The following is a 17,716-nucleotide window of genomic DNA, read 5'->3' on the forward strand; positions in this document are numbered from 1 at the left end:
TTATTGACTCAACCCTTAGTCAATGTAAGTAATACGACCATCTGCATCATGGTGTACTGTCGCCACTTTTTGCTGACGAGATTGCACCAATGCATCAGCATTCAGATTAAAATAATCAGCATATTCCTGAGTAGATTTTGCTTCTGCTTCTTTTTTAGTTTTAGCAGGCACAAAGTTACTCCACAACCACAACGAAATCGCACAAGCAATTAAAGCAAACAAACCACTTTCTAGAGCTTTTGCAAAAGCATTAAAAAAGTAGTGAACCAATTGTGGCTTTTCTAAAGACAGATAGCCAATCAAAATAACAATCGGTCTCCAAAGCAACAACCAAAATGCCCACAACATTGCAGTGATGGTTGTCGAAAAGTAACGACGATGCCAAGGTAACTGCTTGCGTACATCAATAATCAAAGACTCAGTTTTCATTTTCATATCTCAAAAGCACGATATTGGCTTAGGTTATTTAACCTTTTAGTCATCTTGTCGCATCCCACGGTCAGGACTTACCCAACGTGCTCGTTTACTGTCACCACGTAAAAGAACTTTAGGAAATGCCACAATACTTGCCGTTACGGTAATCAACCAAAATACAAAAGGATACCAAATCATCCAATAATAGTTTCTCGCCAAACTTGATTCATAACGACTGTCCATCCATTTGCTGATTGCAAACTGTAATAAACAAGTCGTACCGAGTAAGATTCCTGTTCCCATCGGTAATAATGGAGAACTCATTGCTGGGAATCCAGCATAAGGAAGAACCAAATGTAATATCCAGAAAATCACCATAATCAACATTAAATATGACCAGACCAGCGTTAGAATCAACTCAATAATCAAAGGCCATAAAAAATTCAGTTTCGGTTTGAATAATACATCTATATTCTTAATTAAAACTTGCGCACCACCCATTGCCCAACGTAAACGTTGTTTCCATAAACCATTAAAGGTTTCAGGCATCAAAATCCACACCAATGCATTAGGTTCAAATTTGACATCCCAACCTGCACGATGCAGCTTCCAAGTGACATCAATATCTTCAGTCAGCATATTGGGTGACCAATACCCTACTTCATGTACAGCACTTTTTCGAAAAGCCGTGATCACACCTGATACAGTAAATAGTCGTCCAAAAGTTCTTTGCGCACGCTTAATCATTCCGACAATCGAAGAAAATTCACCGACTTGAATGCGCCCAAGCAAAGTTGAACGTGTACGAATACGAGGGTTACCTGTAACCGCTGCAACGGTTGGATTATTTAAGAAATGACGAATCATCCATTGTGCAGCATGTGGATCAAGCAAAGCATCACCATCAATCCCGATCAAGAACTCAGCCTCAGTGAGCAAACTCCCTGCTTGTAAAGCCATCGCTTTACCTTGGTTCTCTGCCAAATGTACAACACGCAGTTTGTCGTACTTCAATGCCAATTGATTGAGAATCTCGGCTGTATTGTCAGAGCTTCCATCATTGATTGCAATAACTTCAAAATTGGGATAATTCAACTTTAATGCATGGCTGATGGTTTCGTCAGCATTATCCTGCTCATTAAAACAAGGAACAAGCACTGCAACTAAAGGATATTCTTCTAAAGCTGCTGGCTGAGTATATGGAGGCTCTTTACGCTCTTTCCAATAGAAAATTAAAGCACCAATCATCCATAGATATGACATAAATAATGGATAATAGAAGATAAAATTTAATAAGGACTGCCACAGGTGCTGGATTGCGCTCATATCACACCTTAAGGAACCAATCGTTGTGGTTTAGAATCAAATACTTTACGCATCTCGGCAGTATTTGGATGATCTTCAATCGGATCATCTGGATAATAACCCACATGCATCACCCCTTGTTGGTACAAGGACTGAATTGTTTGAGTAATTTCAGAAGTCGGAATTTTCTGGTTATTACGCCAGTTTACTGCCTGTAACTCAAAAATTGTCTTTTTGATCCCATTGGGTTGCTTCTTCACACGTTGCACTAAATCTTTATAGAATTTAGTTGCGTCAGGGGCTTGCTCCATATAAGGCATTGCCATGATTGCAGTGAAGTCATAATTTTTAAGTGACTGCTCTAAAGACTGCGCATACCAGTTTTCAGAATATGCAGACAGTGCCACCTGCGCATACAAGTTACGAGCTGTGAGTAAAAATGGTTGGTAATAACGTGCTTTCTGCGCCAAATCCATTGCAAAACTGTCGATTGTCTTGGTTTTAAAATCAGTCCATTTTTGTAGTTTCGCATCATCATTACGAATTTCTTCTAAATCCGCAGGTAAGCCAATTTTTTGATAGGCTTGGATCGCTTGAGGGCTTGCATCTTCATAATCGGATAAGGTTGCATCATCATGGAATAAAATTCCATCAAAAGTCGTCGACTTTGCTAAATCCTGATATATACCTTCGATCACTTTACGTGCTTCAGGAGAGTATGGGCTCAAACGGTGATAACCCATGTTGAGATGATCACTGTCTTTGGCTTGTTGAGTTACCACAACATCTTTAGAGGCTGGATTTGATGCAGGTAAATCCCAAGCCAACAACGGCATCCAAGCATATAAACGACTCACATGCGTCCGGGTTTGAATTTGCCAAGCAACACGGTTAAATAAATCTGCACGCATTGGAAGATAACGGTTCGGGAAATAGACCATGTCAGCAGAACCGTTTGCATCTGGATCAGCAAATGCTTGTAAGAATACTGTGGTCACATTCATTTCACGAATACGATCTAACAAATGTCCTAAATTCTTCTCTTGCTGTGCTTCGTCTGGATCATAAATATAATCAAGGTCGACATGCATCACTTTTTGCGGGCGATTATTGTCAGTAAAATTCATTTGACGACTTTGGATTTCTTGTGCCAAAGCGTCAGTGGTCATATTACCTTCAACCAAGATGCGGTTTAAATGACCTAATGATTTTTCAATATGATCAGGACCATCGTCCAAGCTAATTGTTATTGGCATGCCCACTTTTTTAGCCAATGCGACTGTTTCCATATTATAGCGACCATATGGCCACACCATGACGCGTGGTGCTTTTAAACCATGTGATTGCAATACTTTATTGTTCTTTTTCAAATCATTGAAAATACGATCTGCATAGACTTTATCCGATTCATAGGTTTTACTTTTTGGATAATATTCACGTGTTACCGCAGCAGGCTCAGAATTCCCTTGAGGATTGCCTAAAATACCCCGGTGTAAGTTATAGCTATGGCTACCAATTTCCACATAACCGCTCTTTTGCATGGTTTTCAGTTCATCCCAAGACAAAAGTTTTTTACGTGGTAATTTATCATCACCAAATTGAACCATTTCATTGGCTTTTGGTTCTAGCCAAGAACCCACAACAGCCAATACAACTGGAATCTTGCGTTGTTTAATTACTGGAAAGCCATATTGATAAAAAGACTGATAACCATCATCGACAGTCAATAAAACGGGTTTAGTCGGTAATTTAAACTTACCTTCATTGGCTTTAATAATTTGGTCAACATTGACAAAGTGATAGTCGTTTTTCTGTAACCAGTCTAAATGCAATTCAAACTGCTTTGTGGTTACTGCATAATCAGGAATGACGGCATCATGATTTGGCGTAATTTCATGATAACCAATAATTGTCAGCGTATTTAAATCAATCTTAGGTAGTTCATGCTCAATAGGAGTTTCAGTAGCAACTTGGTCTACTTCTGCCATAGCACTATTATAAAAGGATGAAAACAATAGTGTTACGCATATCATCGCTGAAGGAGAAAAGTAACGGCTTAGCATATATTTAAATACTCGATCATCATTGTTTTAAATCTGAACCCGCCTATAGCACTTCATTTCTGAAATACTAAAATCCTTTTTTAAGGCGAATTAAAACAGACGTTTTACAGCGATGATTTAAAAGAATAAAACTGAAACGAATCTTAAAAAATAACTCTGAGCAGAATTATTTATTTGCATCATTTAAACACTTTTAGGACAAAAGTATTGTAGAGGATTGTTAAACATTGATCAATTAATAAACAACAATGTCTTTAAATTGTGTTTAAAATCACACTATTACAAATCTATAAGCGATTAAAATAGCACTGACATTATATTTTTATAGCATTGAAATATGAAGAAAAAATGGAGCAATATTTAGCATTTAATCTCACTCTTTTTTCTGTCCATTCATTGTGTTTTTAAGATACAAAAATAGAGGTCTTTTGACCTCTATTGATTGTTTTAAAATCCTTGTATCAAGGAAATTTAATCTACTTAGTCACGTGTTTTTACATCAAACAACTCTATTTCAAAAATCAGATTAGAGTTCGCAGGAATAATTTTACCCATTTTACGTTCACCATATGCCAAGTGTGAAGGCACGATTAACTTACGCTTCCCGCCCACTTTCATTCCCATGATTCCTTGATCCCAACCTTTAATCACACGACCTGTTCCAATCACAGTTTCAAAATAATTGCCACGATCAATTGAAGAATCAAACTTGGTACCATCTTCCAACCAACCCGTATAGTGTGTGGTAATCAAAGCCCCTTTTACAGCTTCTTTACCTTCACCAACTTTTAGATCAATGATTTCTAATTCATTTGACATACATTATTCCTATTCATAATTAGATGATTATTGGGAAGCCTTGTCAGAGTCCGCCAGCAGCAGCATAACTTTTACAAAAGCTTTGATAATCTTGCTCAACTTGTTGTGCATAATTATACGTGTATTTCAACAATTGCGTTTTCCAAAGTTCTGCATGTTGTGCAAAATTGATTAATTCATCTGCATTTGAAGAACCTTTACGTCCTGCTGAGCGTAATTGGGCATAGGCGAGTAAGCGTGCCATGTTATAACAGGCATCTGTAAACCTCTTGGGTTTATCTACACACTGTTTAAAATCAATTTTATCCTGTTCTGGTTGTAAAGCTTTGACAATATAAGCTTGACCATCAAAATCAAGCCTAGATAATTCAGCTGGTGTTTCATACTGCATGAGTGTTTGAATACACTGAATACGTTGTGCTTGATCTTCCCATTTGGGCTGTTCAATTTTTAAAAAAGGCGACAAACTCAATGATGATGCTTGAGCTTGCTTCACATCAAACAAGGCATATTTTTTATTTTCAATATTATAGACCAGAAACACATAACGATCTAAACCAATACTCCCCGTTCCAGCGACACGTATCGCAACATCTAATACTTGAAAATGGGAGGGAGACTGCAAATTATGGGTATTTAAATAGCCAGTAAACATCGCCATCAATTCAACATAGCGTTGTTTTGAATCAACCTTAAAATACTTCTTTTGGTCTATGTTTAAGTAACGTTGCTGAGTTTTTTTATCTAAAGATGAGTGCGTTTCAATAAATTCAAAGAAATCTCGTTCAGAAACTGTTTGAATATATTTCTTTAACATCCCATCTACAGTTTCTTTTTCGACGGCGTAGGCTTTTCCAAAAGCAAGCGCTTTTAAATATTCATCTAATAGCTGTTCAGCGATTATTTTTAAATCATCATCTTTGATATTCAGTGCTTTACCTGCCAAAAAGACACTACAAATAAATCGAGAAACATCCCAAGTTGGATGAGCCAATATGGCTTCATCAAAATCATTTAAATCAAAATAAACCACTTGATGACGACTGCGGTAACTCCCGAAATTTTCCACATGTAAATCACCGCAGATCCATGTGGTCATTTGATCGGTCCAAGTCTGTTGAGTTGCTAAATCTTCATAATATAAATGACATGAACCTCGGAAAAAACGAAATGCGCTGCTGGTCATCAATTTATATTTAATCGCAGTAAATTGTGCATCTCGTGGTTGGTTAAAACTGCAAACTCGTTCAAAAGGATCACGCATTTGTTAACTCCAATATTTTTATAAAAATTAAACTACGCTGTTAAGCTGAATTTTGGATGAATAAATACTGACGTTGTAACAACAATAGATTGTGTTTCTGTTAAAAGCTGAGCTCTTTAATGTTTGGATCTAACAATAAATAATGCGTTAATTTCTTATGATTTTGTGCAGAACCGATAACCACCCAACGACCAATAATCTGCTTTTCTGTCTTATTTTGTACTCCACGAAGAACTTTCATATTGTACTGTTTAAATAATTCTTCATATTTATCTAAAGTTTCTTGTTGGTAATCACATAAGATCCGATAATTACGAGATTGGTGAATGGCTTCAATTTTATCTTGAAAATACACCAGAAATATTAAGACAATCAGCACCAATATTGTTCCAATAAATGCTAAATATTCATAACCTGCTCCTGCCGCCATTCCCAGCGCTGCTACCATCCAGATGGTCGTTGCTGTGGTGATACCTGAAATCCGATTATCATCTTTAAAAATAACACCTGCACCTAAAAAGCCTAATCCTGTCAAAATATTAGCAGCCAAACGATCTGGGTTTTCAACACCAATCTTAATGGAAAGAATAGTGAATAAGCAGGATGCTAGGCTGACCATGATCATCGTTCTCAATCCAGCCGACTTACTGCGATACTCACGCTCTGCACCAATAATTGCGCCAATTGCCAATGCCATTAGTAAATGGTAGATGTCGTTGTTCATATGTCATTCAACATGTAGATGTTCGATCACTTTAGATATACGAAATTTAAGCAAAAAAAAGCAAGCGATTCGCCTGCTTTTTCTCAGTAAATTTTATTTCATCTTGAGCATTATTGAAGTTGAGTCCACTCAATCACAGCTTGAGCATCATCTCCAATTAAAGTCCATTCACCATCCATCACATTTAATTGCAACTGCATCGTACGTTGACATAAAGCTTGGACCGCAGTTGTACTGGCTTCAGACAATTGCCAAACCTGAACATTGGACAATGTTTTTAACTTGGAACTTCTTTTATACCATTCTGCAACAGATGTTCCATAAGCCACCACAGCAACTTCCTTACAACGTGCCGCAGCTTTTTTGACTTTATCTTCGTCAGGCAAACCCACCTCAATCCATTTGACCAATTGACCAGTCAAATCTTTTTCCCATAATGCAGGCTCATCTGTTTCAAACAAATCTTTGGTAAATTCCAATTGTTCATCTGCAAAACGAGCAAATGCCAATACACGGACCATCAAACGCTCAATCGTTTCAGACGGGTGCAAAGCCATGGTCAATTGATAATCACCATATTGATGCACATCCATATTGGCAATATTGAGGTCAGCCTTATAAATTGTTGCTTTTAATGCCATGAAAATTCCAAAAGTTCTTCAATATGGCGCACAGTCTATAAGATTTTGCATTGGATTACTGCGTTTTTTCCAATAGGTCTATCCTACAATTCAGTAAAGCATTTTCTAGGCTTTCCCAATCACGATCATGTTGTGTAATGAGCTCTATACGATTATCTATACTTTCCTCACCTGATTTATAGTTGATATGGTCTGGGTTAAAATTAAAAGTCATCCAACCTTGATCGGTATTAAAAATACCTTTAATTCTTAACCAATCTGTTTGCTCACACAAAACATCTAATAATTGGTAAAAATCGAATTGCCAACGTTTTGAAAATTTCCAACCAACCACCGTATAACCATTTGAAGTTTCTACATAGTGATAAGGCAACTGTTTTATCACGGGCAGTTCATCTTCAGCAGTTAATTTTTTTTGTGCTTGAATCAAAGGCAGAACTTTACGTTGGATTCCCTGATGAGCAACATCTAACTGTTGAATATCCAAATGTCCTTGCTCTGCAAGCAACCAAGTTTGAATATAAGCAAAATAGTCCTTTTTGAATTCATCTAAAGCCAAGAAATCGGATTCAGACATCAGATCTGTATGAGAAACTACCACCAATTGCGCAGCTTTTAATTGATCTTGATAGAGTTCTTGACTTATCCATTGTTGGTCATTTAATCGACTACCATCAATGACAGTAACCAATGCTCGCATATCAATTTGTGCTTGCCACTGGGGTTCTGTCAATTGTTCCAAAAGTTGTGCAGGATGTCCTAAACCTGTAGGTTCTATAAATAGCCGATCTGGACGCTTATCAAAAATTAAGCGAGATAATGCAATTTGCATGGGAAGTTGCCCAGCACAGCATAAGCACCCCCCCAATAACTCTTTGACTTCATAACCAGAGTCTTGAGGCAATAGTTGCTGGTCAACACCGATTTGCCCAAACTCATTCATTAAAATCGCCCAAGTTTCTCCCTCAGGTTTTTGTTGCAGCAAATGCTGTAGTAAGGTTGTTTTTCCTGCACCCAAAAAGCCAGAAATAATGTGAGTTTTAACTGCTTTTTCAGTAAAAATCTTCAAAATATCACCCAACCTAATAAAATAAACATATGAATGGCTATACTCGACTCTCTCCATTATTACGTAAAATTTGCCAATAGTTTCAAATTTTAAATCTGTTTTTTAAATTAAAATTACAATAATAATCCAAAAGTCCAATATAGCATTCATTAAGATCATATAATCAATGTTATTTACAGTAACCAACTGGTATATTTTTTAATCATTTTTTCATATTTACATACATTTTAGCATTGCAAAAAAAGTAGAATAATCACAAAAAAGCAACACAATACAATGATTTGTTTTAAATATGTAATCCACCTTGTTATGCTTTGTTGCTGAGGTTGCCCAATTTTTCATCTGCACTTAGCATGACTCTACTCCCTGTGAACTGCAACGCATTTAACACACGACTGCTTTCACAGGTCGCTTTACGATTAATTTTATGAATTAAGGATGCCAATATGAAACTTGTTAAAACACTTTTAGCGACTACGCTTGCTTTCACTGCTTTCTCAACTTTTGCTGCAACAGATACAGCTGCAACAGAAGCAGAAAAAGTTGTCGTATCAACTCAAGAGCAACCAGCTGCTACTGAAGATGCTCAAGCTGCTGGACAACCAACTGCTCAACCAGCGACTGAAAGTGCTGCAGAAGCACCAGCGACTTCAGCTCCTCAAGCGGGTCAATAAGATTTAAACTCCTCCCGAGTTAGCAATTAAATTGTCTGTAAAGACAATTTGAATAAAAAGACTGGGTCATGCTGCGATTCAGTCTTTTTATTTTTTCTTATGATGCAGAATGCTCAGCCAACATTCACGCCACTGATCATGATCTCCATCTGCTCACCTCTAAACAATTTTGCTTCTATTATTCCTGATAAAATATTGAGATCAATGAATATCATGCTCATCACAAAGAAAGCGTTAAAGATTCATGATTTAACTATTTGTGATTTAATTGGCGTGATTTAATGCTGATGAATCAAATCGAAAGGATAATATCGTTGCCGCTTGAGTATCGTATCATCCAATTTTAAAAGCTTAACAATTGCCGCACTTTCAAAACTCCAATAACCAAAGAAAACATCATTCTTATTTTTATCAAGATCAAACCAATATGTCTGTTTCATACTTGGATACCACTTGCGATCCAGATAATCTTTAAATCCCTCTATATTCTGTGTATCTATTAACTTTTTTATAAATTCAAATTTTTGTGGATAAAGTAATTGCTCAGATTTTTGTCTAGGCAATTGAGTGGAAATCAATACATCTAAAATCATATCTTGGCTGTTTTTACCCTCTAAAGTATTTACGATTCGTTGAAAATCACCCACGGCAACATCCAATAAAATTGCTAGAGAAACCATCCAGAGTGCCTGAATATAACCATCAAAGTAAATTTTATTATCATTGTTTTCAGTATTGCACCAACCTGCTTCAAATCGTGGGATAATATCTAAAAATGAATCTTTCATTTGTTCAGAGCTAAAACCTGCTGAATACTGTGCAATCACCATATACAAAGATATATTGAAGACTTGATGTTTGATAGCAGGTATACGTTCTTCTTTCTGATCAGCTGATTTTAAACACTGTTCATAAAATGCAATATCATCCAAGTTTAGTTGAATATACGCATCAAAATAATGGCGATCTTTTAAATCTGTTCTCATAAGTGCTCCAAATAATTCTCAGTATGATTCAATCACTGTTTTTAAATAATTTTTATTAGGCATTCACTATAACCCAAATTCGCTTAGTTTATATGCATAAAAAACAGATCATGAGGATAGAGCACTTAGATTAAATTTAAACCGCCCACATTTCTGATTTTAAAAAAGCGCTGTAAGGGTGTCACTCATCAACACAACAAAAAATTATACTCGTTGAGACGCTCACGGTTATATTTTAGTCTCAATATTGCTCAATGCTACAGTTTGTTATTGTGGCGAGTATCCACTGATAATTCGGCTATAATACTTCGATCTCAAATGACACGATTTAATTTGGGAAATTTATAAATAAAATCTGTGAAATAAAGATCAAAGTGGAAAACTCTATGTTAAAAAAATTTATAGGTCTTGGCTTATTAAGCATATTACTGACAGCATGTGGAAAACCATTGCCTGTAGACAAGCAAAATTATTCGGGTACTTGGCAAAGTGAGGATGGTCGTGTCAATTTGATGATTACTCCTGAAGGGCGCGTTGAATATAGCAATAAACAACCGAATTCAAGCTCATCTGTATCTGCTCCAATTTCTAAATTTGAAGGCAATAACTTTAGTGCTGGCGTTGGACCTCTCTCAACAGAATTTAAAGTTTCACAAGCACCTCAACAAACCGCTGAAGGATCTTGGACAATGACTGTAGATGGTCATGTACTCAACAAAGTGAATTAATCAACAGATTGATATGATCAGCAAATCTTGTACTGATGCTGTTTTAAATACATTGATAATCAAAAAAACCTCTGTAATCAGAGGTTTTTTGTTGTAAGCAATTAGTTGTGCGATGACTTTTTATAAATACTGCAAGAAGGATGATGGTTTTCTTGCAAACGTGCAACTTTACGATGCTCCGCAGCCTCAAAACGACAACGTTTCCAATCATTATCCAAATTCAATGCAGGAATTTGTTTTGGTTTACCATTTTCATCAACCGCAACCATGGTGAAATAACAACTGTTGGTATGACGAACCGTTCTTTTCTGAATATTTTGAGCTTCCACTCGGATACCAATTTCCATTGAAGTACGACCAACATGGTTGACACTTGCTAGAAATGTGACCATCTCACCAACATGGATCGGCTCTTTAAAATTAACTTTATCTACAGAAAGCGTAACAACATAACTACCAGAATAACGGCTTGCACAGGCATAAGCGACTTGGTCAAGCAACTTGAGGATGGTTCCACCATGTACATTACCTGAAAAGTTTGCCATATCTGGGGTCATCAAAACGGACATGGTTAATTCTGACTGGTCATCTGTAGCTGGGATCAATTGATCTAATGGAGACATCGTATTCTAGACTCTATTTTAGGCAGGAGATTTGTGGCTATTATTATATATCTTTTCTACCAAAAAACATGCTTAATTCGGCAATTGACCATTCTCTCAACTTATGACTAAAAACATCTTCATTTATTTGAAATATAGCTTATTGGTTTATCAACTATTTTTGAGATTGATGACATCTTGTAGGCAATAGCCGTTTCAAGCAGTATTGCCAAACTGACAAAAATTTTGAATTTACTTAGGCGAATTGGGCAATTAGATGAAAACCTGAGTGACCTCATGCAATTGAGCATTCGATTGCTCCATTCAAAACACAATAATACGGCGCTATCCGATCTAACTGTATCTCTACACAATGTAAGTATGACGAAAAAGTATAAATTAAACTTTAATTCTGTACTTGATAGTGCTGCGAAATATTTTCAGGACTTTTCTTACTGGCAATAACAACCTCTAAATCATGAATACGTTGATTGGCAGCGTCAATACCCGCTTGCATGGTATCTTGACGACCTTTCACATCAAAGATATGCGCTTTTTCTCTTAAATCAGGCTGAATCACAATATCTGCATTTTTTAACTCTTCAGCAGCCAATTTGTTTTGCATAATATTAATATTTTGATTAAACAAACCCCAAACATTGGTTGTTTCTGTATTGGCAGGCTGTGCCAAAATATCAACAGCAATGACCACATCCGCACCTAATTCTTTAGCAATATTGACAGGTACAGGACTGACTAAACCACCATCCACATACTCTTTGCCGTGTATCATGGTCGGAATAAACATACTTGGAATCGAAACAGAAGCTCTCACCGCTTGCCCTGTGTTGCCATAATTAAAAATGGTCTTTTCGCCATGTTGTAGTTCTGTTGCGACCACATACATTGGGATTTTCATTTTTTCTAAAGGCATTTGATTGATTTGTTTGTTGACATAATCTTCAACTTTTTGCCCATCAAAAAAGCCTTTCATGCCGATCTTAAAGTCACGTACATCCCCCACTTTCATATCTAAAGCGATTTGACGTAATTGTTCAGCTGATTTACCACTGGCATAAATTGAACCGACAATACTGCCCGCACTGGTTCCCACAATAAAGTCAGGTTTAATACCGTGCTGTTCCAATACCTCAATCACGCCAATATGTGCATAGCCACGAGCGCCACCACTCCCTAAAACGAGTGCAATCACAGGTTTTTTCTTTGAGGACTGTTGGTATTGATAAAAGCTTTTGTCCAATCTAGAAGATGCTTCAGAAACTGGATGAATTGACGCCCCTGTAGCCTGAGAATTTCTTATAGGTGAGTGCGTACATGCAGCTAAAGAAAGACTACAAAACAAAGAAATTAAAACTTTATTTAACAATGACATATATTCTCAGATCAGGGCATAATCCAAAGGTGCATGTATCTAAGCATACTTTTTATGATATTGCTGTTGTATTTATTTAAACTGTCATCATTTCTGGCTATATTATAAGAATCTTTGAGCTTAAAATAATCCTATTGAAAAATGCCAAAACTAATTGATATCTTTTGGATTTTCTTAAAATTAGGCTGTACAAGTTTTGGTGGTCCTGCAGCACATTTGATCTTTTTTAAGCAGCATTTTGTTGAAAAGAAACATTGGCTGAATGAGCAACAATATGCCCAATTACTCGCACTCACCCAATTATTACCTGGTCCGAGCAGCAGTCAAATGGGCATGGCGATTGGATACTTACACCAACGCCACTTAGGTGCAATTGTCGCTTGGCTAGGGTTTACCTTGCCTTCAACACTGCTTATGTTCTTTTTGGCATATTTTATTCAACAACATTATAAGATTTCAGCAGCCTTATTTTCTGCAATACAGTCGATCATTCTTGCCATCATTATTTTTGCGTTTTGGCAAATGTTCAAAAGTTATTGTAGAACTAAATTACAATTTCTGTTGATGTCCCTGAGCGCCATATTACTTCTTATCTTTTCAAATGCTTGGATTCAATTTGCAATCATTTTTATCAGTGCAGTATTGGGCATCTTTATTCATAAAGTAATCTCTATTCAGCCTTCAAAATCCGTTATTGAACACGAGACTGAACATATCTTCTTCCGATCTGTATTCGCTTTACATCATCACAGTATAAGCTGGCTGGTCATATTTATTTTAATTTTTTTCGGACTGTGGTTAGGCGCCCTTTTGTTTACAACTACAGGAGCAATGACTGCTTTTAACCTTTATAAAACGGGTGCTTTAGTTTTTGGTGGAGGGCATGTTGTACTTCCAATGTTGTATCAAGATTTTGTGCATACAGGGATGATTAGTCAGCAAAATTTTGAATTTGGCTATACCTTGGCTCAGTTTATGCCAGGTCCGTTATTTACTTTTGCCAGTTTTATGGGTTCATTTTTACCACTCAGCCCATTTCCACTCTTCAATGCATTGATAGCAACCTTGTTAATTTTTCTACCCTCCTTCTTCTTCATTTTTACAGCATTGCCCTATTGGTCAAAACTCATCAGCAATGTTTACATTCAAAATTCAGTCTCTTTAATCAATGCTGCTGTGGTTGGATTTCTCCTCTCGATCATTGTGCCAATGGCAGAAAAAAACTTGAATCATCTACAAGATATATTCAGTACTATGGTGATGTTATGTAGTTTAAAACTGAACATTTCGATCTTTATCAGTGTGCCTATTATTTTATTACTGCGTTATATGTGGAATACGATGGCGTAAAAAAGCCAGTGATTCACTGGCTCAATACAACATTACAAGACAATCAGATTAAGCAATAAATTTAAGAATCAATTGAATCACTGTCGCATTAATTAAATCGACAAAAAAAGCACCGCATAAAGGAACGATTAAGAATGCTTTATGAGAAGGACCGTACATATTGGTAATTGCTTGCATATTGGCAACCGCTGTTGGTGTTGCGCCCATACCAAAACCACAATGACCTGCTGCTAATACGGCTGCATCGTAGTTTTTCCCCATGACTCGGAATGTCACAAATGCTGCATACAAAGCCATTGTTAATGTCTGAGCAGAGAGAATAACGACTAAAGGACCAGCTAAATCAGCCAATTGCCAAAGCTTTAACGATAATAAAGCCATTGCCAAATAAAGCGATAATGCGGCATTTCCAAAAACATCAATCGCGCGATCGAACATTTTAATGCGTAGAACACCTTCTAGTACATTACGAAGGATAACCCCTCCAGCAAGTGCCCATACAAATGTTGGTAATTCAAACCACTGCCCTTTACTATATCCTGTCATAAACTCAGCAAAAGCCAAACATGCAGCAAAAAGACCTAAAGTCGTAATTGCATTATCTGCTGTGATCAAACGAACTTGATGCGGATACTCGAATGGAACATATTCACCCAGTTCAGTCACTGCTTGCTGATTGGTTTCATCCACTTCTTTTTGTGTCTTTGGACTAGACAATTGGTAGCGGTTGATCAGCAATTTTGCCAATGGACCACCGATAATACCGCCAATAATCAAGCCAAATGTCGCACTTGCCATACCCAATGCCAATGCACCTTGTATGCCATGCTGAGTTTCAAGGATTTCACCCCAAGCACCCGCAGTACCATGACCACCGGTAAGGGTAATTGATCCTGCAATCAAACCAACAAGCGGATCTAAGCCGAGTGCAGTGGCTAAGCCCATTCCGACAAAGTCTTGAACCACGATAAATGAAGCAACACAGACAAGAAAAATGACTAAGCCCAAACCACCTTCTTTTAATTTAGCAAAATTGGCACTTAAACCTATTGATGCAAAAAATACCAACATAAAACTGGTTTGTAATTCACTGCTGGTGGTGATGCTATAGCCCCATATATTGTGTACCAACAATGACAGAATTGCAGCAACCAAACCACCTGCGACAGGCTCAGGAATATTGTATTTACGCAAAAACTCAATTTTATTAACAAGGAAGCGCCCCAATAACAATACAATGACTGCAGCAATCAAGGTATAAAAGGCATTAAAAGAAAATTCCATAATAATTATCCATGCTTAGGCTATATTTTTTGCTGTAAAGTGATGCCATTTCATCCTACTAAACTTTGTAATCACTTAAGATTAGCGGTTACTAAATCACCTGATAGACACAACAAAAAAATAAAATAAAAGGCAGATTTTCAATCTTGAAAATCCAAAGGTTTTTAGAAAAAATAAACTAAAGATAGACTGAATTACAATGCTGCAAATATTTAGAAAAGAAAATGGTCATGATGTTACTCCTATTATTGATAAAAGATCATTTCATCAAACAATGAGAAATACAGTCCTGATAAGTCGTTCGCTCTACAGAACAGGCCAAAACATGTGATTTATCTATCCGACAGCATCAACATGTAAAAAAAAAGAGCGTCAATTATGCATTTTTTTTGACAAATGTCTAACTAAACATTTAAAAAATTTTGTTATAAAAAACTATCTTTCTTTGGCAGACTTTATTGATGCCATTAAAATAGAAAAGCCGAGGAAAAATCCTCGGCTTTTCAATCACTAATGTCTAAATTAGAAATTATATTTAGCCATTAAGCCCACACGGTTATCTTTATATGATTGACCTGCAAAAGTTTCACGCTTACCGTTGATATACTCGATACCCAAATCAATTGGTTTAGCAGGCGAATAGATCACGTTTATCCAAGCTTGTTGAACTTTTTCATTAGCAGATTCGTTAGCTTTCGCTTTAGCGAAATCAGTGCCATTGTCAGCAAACAATGCACCATACGCTAAAGTTGAACGTAGGTTAGGTAAAATTTTATAAGTACCACCCACTTGAACTGCAGTGAACTTATTCTGTTCAATATCACCATTTACCACAGAGTAAGCACTGTTACTACCGTATAAGTAGTTACTGTTACCTACAACATAAGAAGCATCAGCAAAAAGTTTTAAAGGATCTGCAACTTTAAAGTCTGTACCTACACCAATACCCCAACCTGTTTTATCTTTACGGATATTGTTGTCTTTATAATTCTCCACCAAAACACGTGCAGAAGCGTTACCGTTACCACCCGCATATGATTGAGTTACTTTACCAGTTAACACAGGAAGACTGTATTTAATTGCAGTACCTGTTATACCAGCACTATTGCCTTCTTCAGCAGCAACCAATAATTTTGTAGTCGGTGCTAGGTTATATGTATAACGAACTTGCGGAATACGTGTCGTACCACCACCTAAGTTAGTTGCAAAGTCAATCATTTCTGGCGCATGGCTAGACAAGAAGTTAGACGTTGTTTGACCAAATAACCAATTGTTATAAGTTAAGTAAGCGTGACGAATACGAAGGTTTTCATTCACACCATTACCCGCAAAGTCAACTTCAACTTTACCACCTACTTTTGCATCGCCTACAGGTGTATTAAAGTCTAAACCGATACGCGTAGTTTTCGCAGTAGCACGTAATTTATCTTTCGCTTCACCCGTCGTTGCATTCACTTTGTTGAAGTCATCGTCTGCACCCTCGATGATATAGTTCGCATCACCACGTACAAAACCGTAAATGTTAATGTCAGCGCCAGATTTTGATTTCAAACCTGAAGAAGCTGATGCAGGTGCAGATTCAACTTTAGACTCGACCAGACGAACTTGCTGTTGCTGTTGTTGAAGCAATGCTTTTAATTCTTGAACTTCATTGCGTAATTGTTGAATCTCTTGGCTGTCAGTAGCAGCTTGAGCTGTATTTACCATTAAAGCAGTGACTGTTAATGCTAAGCTTTTGATAATAAATGACTTGCGGTTTGTGAATAGACTCATGAAATACTCCTAGCCTTATTTATGATGTGCATCCGTACAATTTGACCTTTTAACCCCAGAACTTTGCTAAAAAATCAATTTTTCTTGTTTTCTTCAGTAGTCTCTCAAACACCACATTAAAAAAACATTGCACATATATGCTTGCTATTAAATTATGAAAGCGTTGAAACTAAGTTAAAACCCAAAAGTAACAATTTGTGTATAATTCTTACACTGTTGTAATCTAGCCTAACTCAACCCCTTAATTAAAATCAGTTTTACCGAATAAGACTTTGATTTCAATTCTTTTTTCAGATTAACATTTCTATAATTATTATATAATCGGGGGGTTAGCGAAATCTTGACAAACGTCAGTCGCTCAATATACGACTATCGTATATAGTCTAATTGATGGAAAACCAAGCTTTATAGGGAAAATTAATAGCGACAATGACGTTCAAATTGTGGATTCAATAATTACAGGTCTTGCTTGATTATTTGAAATGTGTCGTTAAATGAGGGCTCAACGATAACAAATTATTTCAAACACTCTTAGGGTCTGCGGACATTTCATAAATGGCTTGCGTTGTGGGTTAAAATTGAGCAGGTATGAGGAGTATACTCCGCAAGGAAATGAAGAGAATAGCG

Annotated in this window: 16 protein-coding genes; 3 read left to right on the forward strand and 13 right to left on the reverse strand. The window is 36.7% G+C overall.

Annotated elements, in window-relative coordinates:
• Positions 1-15: 15 nt before the first annotated feature.
• The 8 genes from pgaD to F938_RS07915 all read right to left on the reverse strand — a co-directional run bounded on the left by pgaD (position 16) and on the right by F938_RS07915 (position 8,299).
• On the reverse strand, positions 16-429 hold the full coding sequence (gene pgaD, locus F938_RS07880) for a poly-beta-1,6-N-acetyl-D-glucosamine biosynthesis protein PgaD (protein ID WP_004828110.1): 414 nt from the start codon (positions 427-429) through the stop codon (positions 16-18).
• A 45-nt stretch (positions 430-474) separates the two neighbouring features.
• Complete coding sequence (gene pgaC, locus F938_RS07885) at positions 475-1,740, reverse strand: poly-beta-1,6-N-acetyl-D-glucosamine synthase (protein ID WP_005030818.1); 1,266 nt, start codon at positions 1,738-1,740, stop codon at positions 475-477.
• Between the two features lie 8 nt (positions 1,741-1,748).
• Entirely contained in the window at positions 1,749-3,782 is a 2,034-nt protein-coding gene (gene pgaB / locus F938_RS07890) for a poly-beta-1,6-N-acetyl-D-glucosamine N-deacetylase PgaB (protein ID WP_005030820.1), read from the reverse strand.
• A 480-nt stretch (positions 3,783-4,262) separates the two neighbouring features.
• Positions 4,263-4,601 carry an FKBP-type peptidyl-prolyl cis-trans isomerase gene (locus F938_RS07895; RefSeq protein WP_004828104.1) on the reverse strand — a complete coding sequence of 113 codons (339 nt, stop codon included), beginning with the start codon at positions 4,599-4,601 and terminating at the stop codon, positions 4,263-4,265.
• A gap of 43 nt (positions 4,602-4,644) precedes the next feature.
• Positions 4,645-5,865 (reverse strand): DUF2252 domain-containing protein, encoded by a 1,221-nt coding sequence (locus F938_RS07900; protein WP_005030821.1) that lies wholly within the window; start codon positions 5,863-5,865, stop codon positions 4,645-4,647.
• Positions 5,866-5,965: 100 nt separating this feature from the next.
• Positions 5,966-6,589, reverse strand: coding sequence for an MgtC/SapB family protein (locus F938_RS07905; RefSeq protein WP_004828100.1), 624 nt, complete (start codon positions 6,587-6,589; stop codon positions 5,966-5,968).
• A 110-nt stretch (positions 6,590-6,699) separates the two neighbouring features.
• Positions 6,700-7,230, reverse strand: a complete 531-nt coding sequence (locus F938_RS07910) for a YaeQ family protein (protein ID WP_004828098.1) — start codon at positions 7,228-7,230, stop codon at positions 6,700-6,702.
• A gap of 55 nt (positions 7,231-7,285) precedes the next feature.
• Positions 7,286-8,299 carry a CobW family GTP-binding protein gene (locus F938_RS07915; RefSeq protein WP_026040313.1) on the reverse strand — a complete coding sequence of 338 codons (1,014 nt, stop codon included), beginning with the start codon at positions 8,297-8,299 and terminating at the stop codon, positions 7,286-7,288.
• A gap of 446 nt (positions 8,300-8,745) precedes the next feature.
• Between F938_RS07915 and F938_RS07920 the strand changes: the two genes are divergently transcribed.
• A complete protein-coding gene (locus F938_RS07920) occupies positions 8,746-8,973 on the forward strand; it encodes a hypothetical protein (RefSeq protein WP_005030824.1) in 228 nt (75 codons plus the stop codon).
• A 278-nt stretch (positions 8,974-9,251) separates the two neighbouring features.
• Here the strand turns inward: F938_RS07920 and F938_RS07925 are convergent, their stop codons facing one another.
• Positions 9,252-9,959: a PoNe immunity protein domain-containing protein gene (locus tag F938_RS07925; protein ID WP_005030825.1), complete on the reverse strand. Its 708-nt coding sequence runs from the start codon at positions 9,957-9,959 to the stop codon at positions 9,252-9,254.
• Between the two features lie 386 nt (positions 9,960-10,345).
• Here F938_RS07925 and F938_RS07930 point away from each other — a divergent pair, with 386 nt between their 5' ends.
• A complete protein-coding gene (locus tag F938_RS07930) occupies positions 10,346-10,687 on the forward strand; it encodes a hypothetical protein (protein WP_004828092.1) in 342 nt (113 codons plus the stop codon).
• Between the two features lie 101 nt (positions 10,688-10,788).
• Here the strand turns inward: F938_RS07930 and F938_RS07935 are convergent, their stop codons facing one another.
• On the reverse strand, positions 10,789-11,310 hold the full coding sequence (locus tag F938_RS07935; protein ID WP_004828090.1) for an acyl-CoA thioesterase: 522 nt from the start codon (positions 11,308-11,310) through the stop codon (positions 10,789-10,791).
• A gap of 385 nt (positions 11,311-11,695) precedes the next feature.
• Positions 11,696-12,682, reverse strand: coding sequence for a patatin-like phospholipase family protein (locus tag F938_RS07940; protein WP_005030827.1), 987 nt, complete (start codon positions 12,680-12,682; stop codon positions 11,696-11,698).
• 141 nt (positions 12,683-12,823) lie between these two features.
• On the opposite strand from F938_RS07940, the gene chrA reads away from it, so the two are divergent.
• Positions 12,824-14,032: a chromate efflux transporter gene (chrA, locus tag F938_RS07945; protein ID WP_005030828.1), complete on the forward strand. Its 1,209-nt coding sequence runs from the start codon at positions 12,824-12,826 to the stop codon at positions 14,030-14,032.
• Positions 14,033-14,080: 48 nt separating this feature from the next.
• Here chrA and gltS read toward each other — a convergent pair whose 3' ends face one another.
• Positions 14,081-15,316: a sodium/glutamate symporter gene (gene gltS, locus F938_RS07950; RefSeq protein ID WP_004828084.1), complete on the reverse strand. Its 1,236-nt coding sequence runs from the start codon at positions 15,314-15,316 to the stop codon at positions 14,081-14,083.
• Between the two features lie 522 nt (positions 15,317-15,838).
• The gene (locus F938_RS07955) at positions 15,839-17,089 is read right to left on the reverse strand and encodes a DcaP family trimeric outer membrane transporter (protein WP_005030829.1); all 1,251 of its coding nucleotides are present in this window, start codon (positions 17,087-17,089) and stop codon (positions 15,839-15,841) included.
• Between the last annotated feature and the right edge of the window lie 627 nt (positions 17,090-17,716).

This window comes from Acinetobacter bereziniae LMG 1003 = CIP 70.12 (assembly GCF_000368925.1).
GTDB lineage: Bacteria > Pseudomonadota > Gammaproteobacteria > Pseudomonadales > Moraxellaceae > Acinetobacter > Acinetobacter bereziniae.